General features: G+C 52.3%; 7 protein-coding genes. 4 read left to right on the top strand and 3 right to left on the bottom strand.

The window, feature by feature from the left end:
- Positions 1-79 precede the first annotated feature (79 nt).
- Positions 80-556, bottom strand: coding sequence for a hypothetical protein (locus ACOJWD_RS09020; RefSeq protein ID WP_486992896.1), 477 nt, complete (start codon positions 554-556; stop codon positions 80-82).
- Positions 557-663: 107 nt separating this feature from the next.
- Between ACOJWD_RS09020 and ACOJWD_RS09015 the strand changes: the two genes are divergently transcribed.
- Together ACOJWD_RS09015 and ACOJWD_RS09010 are read left to right on the top strand one after the other, a co-directional pair.
- A complete protein-coding gene (locus tag ACOJWD_RS09015) occupies positions 664-2,202 on the top strand; it encodes a CAP domain-containing protein (protein ID WP_486992895.1) in 1,539 nt (512 codons plus the stop codon).
- On the top strand, positions 2,195-3,028 hold the full coding sequence (locus tag ACOJWD_RS09010) for an alpha/beta fold hydrolase (protein ID WP_486992894.1): 834 nt from the start codon (positions 2,195-2,197) through the stop codon (positions 3,026-3,028). The genes ACOJWD_RS09015 and ACOJWD_RS09010 overlap by 8 nt, the downstream gene beginning before the upstream one ends.
- On the opposite strand, the gene ACOJWD_RS09005 is transcribed toward ACOJWD_RS09010, so the two are convergent.
- On the bottom strand, positions 2,988-4,370 hold the full coding sequence (locus tag ACOJWD_RS09005) for an FMN-binding glutamate synthase family protein (RefSeq protein ID WP_486992893.1): 1,383 nt from the start codon (positions 4,368-4,370) through the stop codon (positions 2,988-2,990). The genes ACOJWD_RS09010 and ACOJWD_RS09005 overlap by 41 nt on opposite strands.
- 135 nt (positions 4,371-4,505) lie before the next feature.
- On the opposite strand from ACOJWD_RS09005, the gene ACOJWD_RS09000 reads away from it, so the two are divergent.
- Positions 4,506-4,628, top strand: a complete 123-nt coding sequence (locus ACOJWD_RS09000; protein WP_486992892.1) for a hypothetical protein — start codon at positions 4,506-4,508, stop codon at positions 4,626-4,628.
- Positions 4,629-4,967: 339 nt separating this feature from the next.
- On the opposite strand, the gene ACOJWD_RS08995 is transcribed toward ACOJWD_RS09000, so the two are convergent.
- Entirely contained in the window at positions 4,968-5,576 is a 609-nt protein-coding gene (locus tag ACOJWD_RS08995) for a hypothetical protein (RefSeq protein ID WP_486992891.1), read from the bottom strand.
- Between the two features lie 417 nt (positions 5,577-5,993).
- Here ACOJWD_RS08995 and ACOJWD_RS08990 point away from each other — a divergent pair, with 417 nt between their 5' ends.
- Entirely contained in the window at positions 5,994-6,608 is a 615-nt protein-coding gene (locus ACOJWD_RS08990; protein WP_486992890.1) for a hypothetical protein, read from the top strand.
- Positions 6,609-6,863 lie beyond the last annotated feature (255 nt).

The following is a 6,863-nucleotide window of genomic DNA, read 5'->3' as shown; positions in this document are numbered from 1 at the left end:
TATACGATTGGCTCATGCTCTCCTCCTTATTTTGACCGTTCTTACCCTACCAAATGGAGGCCGCACGTGTCACGTTTCATTAGGGGGTGGAAAAGGTCCATTGATCCACCCAGTCCGGTTGTGGAAGAGGCGCAGCAAAGCGGAGGGCCTCATATTCGTGCAGTGCCGTGAGTGCCGCTTGAAGACATCTTCTAATACGCATACGAATGTCCTCGTGATGGGGATCGATGAAAGGTTCTGGACCGATGGTGTGGGAATCCACCTGCACAGAGGCAGGAACGACAAGAGAGCGAAATACCTTTGAGCTCATATAACAGCATTCTTCGTCCGGGATGGCAACGCCGGTGAGACGTTCAGGCGTGTAGATTGAATGCCACCGTACATGACGTTGGTGATTTGCGGCATATCGTGCGGCGATTTCATGTAATGTGTGGTGCGAAGGTCCGTAAAGCACCGTTACTTTCTTTAGCGTACGGATGTGCAGTGCATAAAACGTACGGTACCCGATCGCGGTCTCCGCTTCGAGCCAGTGATCCTCAATTGTATCCGTGATCATGGAAGTGAGCCCCCTTTTTTACGACGTAAGTCATCTTACGCATGGGTACGTGAAAGGGTGTGTAACACGGTATACTAGGCTTATATGCATTGCAAAGGGGGGACATTATGGCGAGTGGATGGAGGAGGGGGGCCAGTGTCGCGATGGTGGCGCTTTTTTCGTCGATCGCGTTTGTGCGAATGCCACCCATTCCCATTTCGCCACGAGCGCTATTAAATCTTCCCATGACGATGTTTGGACCGTACAATACCGAAATAAACCATGGCTATGAAAATGATAACCATGTGTCGCCGATTATGCCGGGATCCTATCGCGCCGAGGTATCTCCCCAATTGATTGGACTGCAGTTTATTGGTGATCGCGATGCCGATTTACAGAGAGACCACTTTGAGGTTCAGTTGGAGGGCCCGGGATATCATGACACTCCACAAGCCTTAGATGTATTTCGATCCGGGTTTGCTGGCTATCGCCTGCCGCATCGGTTGCAGCCCGGCACCTATCATGTCACGTTTCTGGTCACGGGGTTTGACACCCCCAACCAGAAGTGGTCGATTACGGTTCTTCATCGGGTTGTGCCGGAAACCGCAGAATCCCGTACTGCCCATCTTCTACTAGATTCACTCAATACCATTCGGAGTGCCGTGAACGAATCACCGATTGCGTGGAACCGTCATCTTCAATTGGCGAGTAAGGCCCATACGCGTTATCTCTTCAAAAACGGATATAATGCCCCTTCTTTCCATATGGAAAGCGCATCACATCGAGGATATACCGGTAACACGCCCTGGGCGCGCGATCTGGTGTTTGGATGGCCTACTTCCGTCACCGGTGAAGTAGGTATCGAATGGCAAACACCGGCCGATACCGTGACCGTGATTCCCGATCTGATCGATACCGTGTATCATCGATTGTCGTTGCTATCGGATAATTTACTGGCAGCGGGTGAAGGAGAGGATGCCGGTAAGAATGGGTCTGTGGTGATGGATTTAGGATTTGGCTATCGCAATACTCTCCCGAAGGCGATTGTGTATCCGTATAATGGGGAGCCCGGTATTCCTACTGGATGGGTTGATTTGGAATCACCCGATCCGGTGAAAAATGGGTATGATAACGTCTACGGCTATCCGATTACGGCCGATTTTCCTACTGTGGACATGCTGTCGCACGTCACCATGAGTCTTCGCCAGGGGGGGCATGTCGTGCCGATTGTGGAAGATCTCCCCAATGTGAATGGCATGGGTGCGAACCAAGTGGGGATGGTGCCGATATCGATGCTCGCCGCGGAGACCCTTTATACGGTCAGGGTGTCTGCAGATGCGGTGTTTAACGACGGAACGGTGCGACCGATCGCCATTACGTGGAGATTTTCGACCGGAGGCAGTAGTCAAAGTCTCGCAGCGACGGTGGAATCGCAGAGACATGTGGTGATATCCGACGTCACGTCAGGTCTCGGGACGCCGGAGCCGTTCGAACCCTTGACACTCTATCGCCGCGATCATCGCCGTGCGTTGATACGGGTAGACAGTGGGCAGACTAATGTGGATGGGATATGGAGTGTAGAATTAAGCGACGTGCATCCTGGATACTATGAAGTGGTATCCGCAACCAATAATGCGACAGTGTTTTGGTGGGGGAAAAATGGATAGAGATTTGTCAAAAAAGGTGATTACGGTATTGGGCCAGGTGCCTCTCGCCTATACCGAGGTTGTTAACGGAAATATCCCCATTGTGTGGGTACACGGAATGGGCTCCTATCGTGAGACATTCCATCCTCTCCTAGTGAATCCTCCGGTCAGAGGACGTCACTTGGCCATCGATTTGCCCGGGTTTGGAGAGTCGGGCCATTTGCCGCATCGGCAAACTCTGGAAGATTACGTGCATGCGGTGACAAGCTTTCTGGACGCACTTCATGTATCCCGAGCGATTCTGGTGGGCCATTCCTTTGGAGGGATGGTGGTGGGAGAAGTGGCGGCCCAGCAGCCCGAACGCGTGGATGGGGTGATTCTAGTCTCCGCTGCAGGGTATTTTGACCCCGAAAATGCGCTTTCGCCGACACCGTGGTTTTGGATTAATCGCATCGGCATTTGGATTACTGGGATGGAATACTTTGGTCGTCGCATGATGATGGCGCTCGGGGTCAATGCTGCGCTATTAAGCGCTGACGACCGTCGACGGTTTCAGTTTGGATGGAGGCATGCCTATGAGATGGCGCGCATGGGCCGTTTTTATCACTCCGAGGACTTCGTTGCGCGACTCTATGCTTGTCAGCGGCCCATTGCGGCCATCCACGGCAGTCGCGATGGCCTTTTCCCGTTGCAGCGATTACGTGGGGTGCTAGAAGAGAAGATGCCATTATGGATTATTGACGGGGCGGGACACGTGCCGTTCTATTCGCATCCCGAGCCGTTTGAGAAGGCCTTTCGCGAAGCCTTTACGTATGTCGCGCATGACCAGCATACCGACATCCAGTAAAGTTGGCGACCTCTTGGTCGAGTGCACAGATGTCATTCATCGATAGGTCGCGAATTGTGGTGTGTCCCATGGCGCGAATCGCGACTTCCATTTCTTTACGACAGCTTTCGAGAAAGTTGTATAGGCCTTGGGATGCTTTGTCCACGTCTAATGGCAGGCGTGGTTCTGCACGATAAAAAACCAAGTCGGTCGGCGGATAAAAAGGCACTGCGGTGGTCACCTGATAATGCGCGAGAGCAAACATGGCGATGGTACCGAGTCCCACCGCGTCGGCACCCATGGCGTAGGCTTTGAGAAAGTCACCCGGTTCGCGAAATCCCCCCGAAATGAGGAGATCCACCTCGGAACGGGTATGGGTACTGTTGAGATGCTTGGTAGCACGCGATAGGGCCATTAAGCTCGGAATGCCGAAGTGGTCCGATAAGGTCACGGGAGCATTTCCGGTGGCACCTTCGGTTCCATCTATCACGATGACATCGATGCCTGCCTCTAAGGCCACATCAATGTCATATTCGAGGTCGTCCCCAGCGCCCATTTTGAGTGCGATGGGCACCCCTGAGGTCACCGAGTGCAAATAGTCTACCACCTCTTTGAGAGAAGAGGGTTGACGCGGGTCGTTCAAGAACAGGTCGGCGTGAATGATGGGAGCATCCTTGGGTCCGAGGTGCATGAGTTTTTTTATCTCCGGGCCGACCTCGTCGGGGGTGGCAATAACCGCACTGCCGGGCTGTGCCCCTTGACCTACCTGCACCTCGAGCATATCCGCTTGTTGTAGCACGGAAACATCGCGATTCCATACCCATCGTCCAAATTGGAGAATATAGCTTGAGGCTAATTGCTTTTCTTCAGTCAAAAATGGACCTTGCCCCGAATCCAGAGGAATGCGACTCCTCTTGGAGGCGTGAGCGAGCGCCAGACGGGCTTCTTTCGTCAAGGCTAATCCATACGCCATTCCGCTGATATATAGCGGCATCGACAGAGAGAGTGGCCTTTTGGTGCGTTTTCCTAACGTGATGCTGAGATCCACCGGATCGGTCGCTAAGGCGGGGCGACGACTGAGTTGGGCCGGATTGAGGGCTAAATCATCAAACCCGTGAACGGGACGGGCCGATCCCATAGGGCGAATGACAATGTCCCCGGAGTTAGCGCGTAGTGACGAATAGAGAAAATCGATCGGCGGGGTGGATCGCATCGACACATAAAGTTCGGCCATGGTATCGCTCATGGGCCGTGTCAATATGCGATGGATAAAGCGCTTCACAATCGCGGGAAAGGCTAAGCCAATAATGAGAGCTACAATCACCAATCCGATGAGCACCGCTAATAGAATCAACCAGAACATCATATCGCCTCCCTGGGTTATGCTTTCCGGTTTCGCAGGCGCTATGCGAAAAAGTCACTCCTTCTGGCAGTAATTATGGTAATCTAGCCATAGCGCATGTTGATGAGAGAAGGCCCAGGGTAAGGGGGAGTTGCGATGAAGGCACTAATTTTTGTTCTAATCATTACGGGGATACCGATGATGATTGTCACCAAACCCATTATGCCATTGGTCATGAAGGCGATGTTGTCTTCTGACAAGAAAACTACTCCTCAATAGCTGGAGTGGAGACAGAGCATGATAGGAGCCCCTTCCTCATTCGGGACGAGGCTCTTGTTGCGTTCTGTGGAGAAAATGAGTGCACGGGCATGGTGAGCATCGAATGGTGTTCCGAGGGGTCAGATCTCGTGATAGGGCTCCGCTCGTGGAAAAGCCCTGTCCATGGGGCGCGTATTTTCGGCCATTGAAGAAGGCTATAGACTTTCTGAGGGTGTAGAGTGAGGGTTGCGAAGGCTTTGATCCACAAGTGATTACCAATAATACGAAGACCAATGTCGCGGAAATTCAAGCTTCACCTACCGCGGCGTTGGATATTCTGCCCGATCTGAAATCAAGGCTTTAACGGGGAGTCGACTGGCAGTGACCGCTTATCGTGCCAAGCGCGCTCATGGTAAAGTGGCAACTAATGCGCTGGTTGTGAAATTTTGGGCTGTCGACCGCATGCAAAAGAGGTACAGCAAACGATAGAGAGGGAAGAGGGGTCGAGACAGATGTGCAGTTTGACGGTGTGGCCCACGCAGCATTCATGGTCCAATATCTCACACCGGGCATTAGTTTTACGCGTCCTCGCCCGGCAAGGGTCGTCCAGCTATCGAGAAGCGGGTCCTCTTCGTTTTGATCGGATACGGAAAGCCCCCCCATAATTAGCGTCCATCCGGGCTGTGGGGCGAAGACGCCTTCTTGACGGAGTCCGTTACCGATGTAGCCTAATCCGCCATTGGTCAGGCGTATGGTAGACACGCCAGACTGCGTAGCCCATCGCGATAGCGTGATGGTGGCCGGACAGGAACTTTTGAGGGTTGCTGAAAAAGCAAGTGTATCGCTTAGCGTAGGGTGTTCTGGGGTGGAGGTAAGACCTCTCATTACGAGGACGACGATGAAGATACTGACGCTCATCATCAGCACCATGATGATTTTCCTGGGCATCGGCCACCAATGACGACTCATGGGCCCACCTCCTCCACGGGGTTCGAGCATGGCCTGTGACCTGATTATACTAAATATAGTTAACAGTCGGTGAAGTTGGAAAAAAGCTGTTGTATTATCAGTGTATATTCAAATAAGTGAACCAAATCTCTTCGACGCGACGGATGAACACATCGTTAATCCCGATCATGCTATGAGGATTAGGAATCGGGTGGAGGCTATCGGCTTTTTGTATTGCGATGGAGCTTGTACGTTCAGTGCCAGACCTCCCAGCACGTGAGCCAGGCGGCTTATCCATCGTGCGCGGGACAATAGGAGGCTCTTTTTGGTGTTTCGAAAAGTTGTGCCTATCTAGAGTTGGAAGACTCTTTTGGGGAATAACCGGCAACGCCATGAGACTGCCTTAGCAACGTGGCTTTCTTTGGGGGGGATGCTAGTATGTCAGTCAAAGACTATCTTAAGAGGTTAGGACTGATCTTATTTTTAGCATTGGTGGTCGTGGGTTGCGGTACGACTCGATCGGCATCTGTGAAGAATCGTGGGACTAAAACGGTGGTGACGATGCAGTTACCCGTGATGTCTTTGCCTAGACAAATTTCGGTACCTTCTTGGATCGATGAACCAGGAGTGACCGATGTATCTCTAGGTTCCGCGTCCGGGTACATTTTAAACGCCACACATAATGCGGTCATCTGGCAACAAAAGGCGTGGCGATTTCAAGTGGTTGGACCTTTTGTGGCCATTCAACCGACGGAAGCGGATTTTCTACAAAATAGTGTTCAGAACTCAGCGTTTTCGGGGATTGGGGTGGTGCAACTACATGAGACGTCCCACCTCTGGAGAGTGGCCATCAGTTGGGAGAGTGCCCATACGGTGTGGGGAACGCACTTTGCCATAGCCGGGACTAACACCGATATGATTCCGGTCATTGTATTGCAATTAACTCGTCGTCACACTCTTGGACCAGACGTGCTAGCTTGTCGGGTTGTCTTACGCTCTGCGGATGGAGGTACGACGATAGCGGACGTGGCAGACTGTCGTTTCCGGCGATGAGTCACGGACCCATCCAAGAGGGAGTCAAATGTGAAAGCGAAGAACAAACTCGTTAGGCCGAACAACTTGCCGTGAGCCCTCGACCGATACGTCACCGACCAAATAGCTCGGTCCGGGGACGTTAATTGGCAAGGCATCGGTGATCCCAGTTGGGATCACCGATCGTGACGACTAAGAAAAAGTCGCAGTGGCTTTCGTGGAAGCCACATAAGGCATGGCCTTTGGGTCATCAGCACGGTGTCAGACAATAAATAC

It is taken from the genome of Sulfobacillus sp. TH-112 (assembly GCF_057473405.1).
The sequence above is the reverse complement of the archived record's forward strand: the minus strand, read 5'-3'. Positions and strand labels throughout refer to the sequence as shown.

Coding starts and splice junctions, on each gene's coding strand:
- ACOJWD_RS09020 (WP_486992896.1), bottom strand. CDS start 556: ATGATCACGGATACAATTGAGGATCACTGGCTCGAAGCGGAGACCGCG.
- ACOJWD_RS09015 (WP_486992895.1), top strand. CDS start 664: ATGGCGAGTGGATGGAGGAGGGGGGCCAGTGTCGCGATGGTGGCGCTT.
- ACOJWD_RS09010 (WP_486992894.1), top strand. CDS start 2,195: ATGGATAGAGATTTGTCAAAAAAGGTGATTACGGTATTGGGCCAGGTG.
- ACOJWD_RS09005 (WP_486992893.1), bottom strand. CDS start 4,370: ATGTTCTGGTTGATTCTATTAGCGGTGCTCATCGGATTGGTGATTGTA.
- ACOJWD_RS09000 (WP_486992892.1), top strand. CDS start 4,506: ATGAAGGCACTAATTTTTGTTCTAATCATTACGGGGATACCGATGATG.
- ACOJWD_RS08995 (WP_486992891.1), bottom strand. CDS start 5,576: ATGAGTCGTCATTGGTGGCCGATGCCCAGGAAAATCATCATGGTGCTG.
- ACOJWD_RS08990 (WP_486992890.1), top strand. CDS start 5,994: ATGTCAGTCAAAGACTATCTTAAGAGGTTAGGACTGATCTTATTTTTA.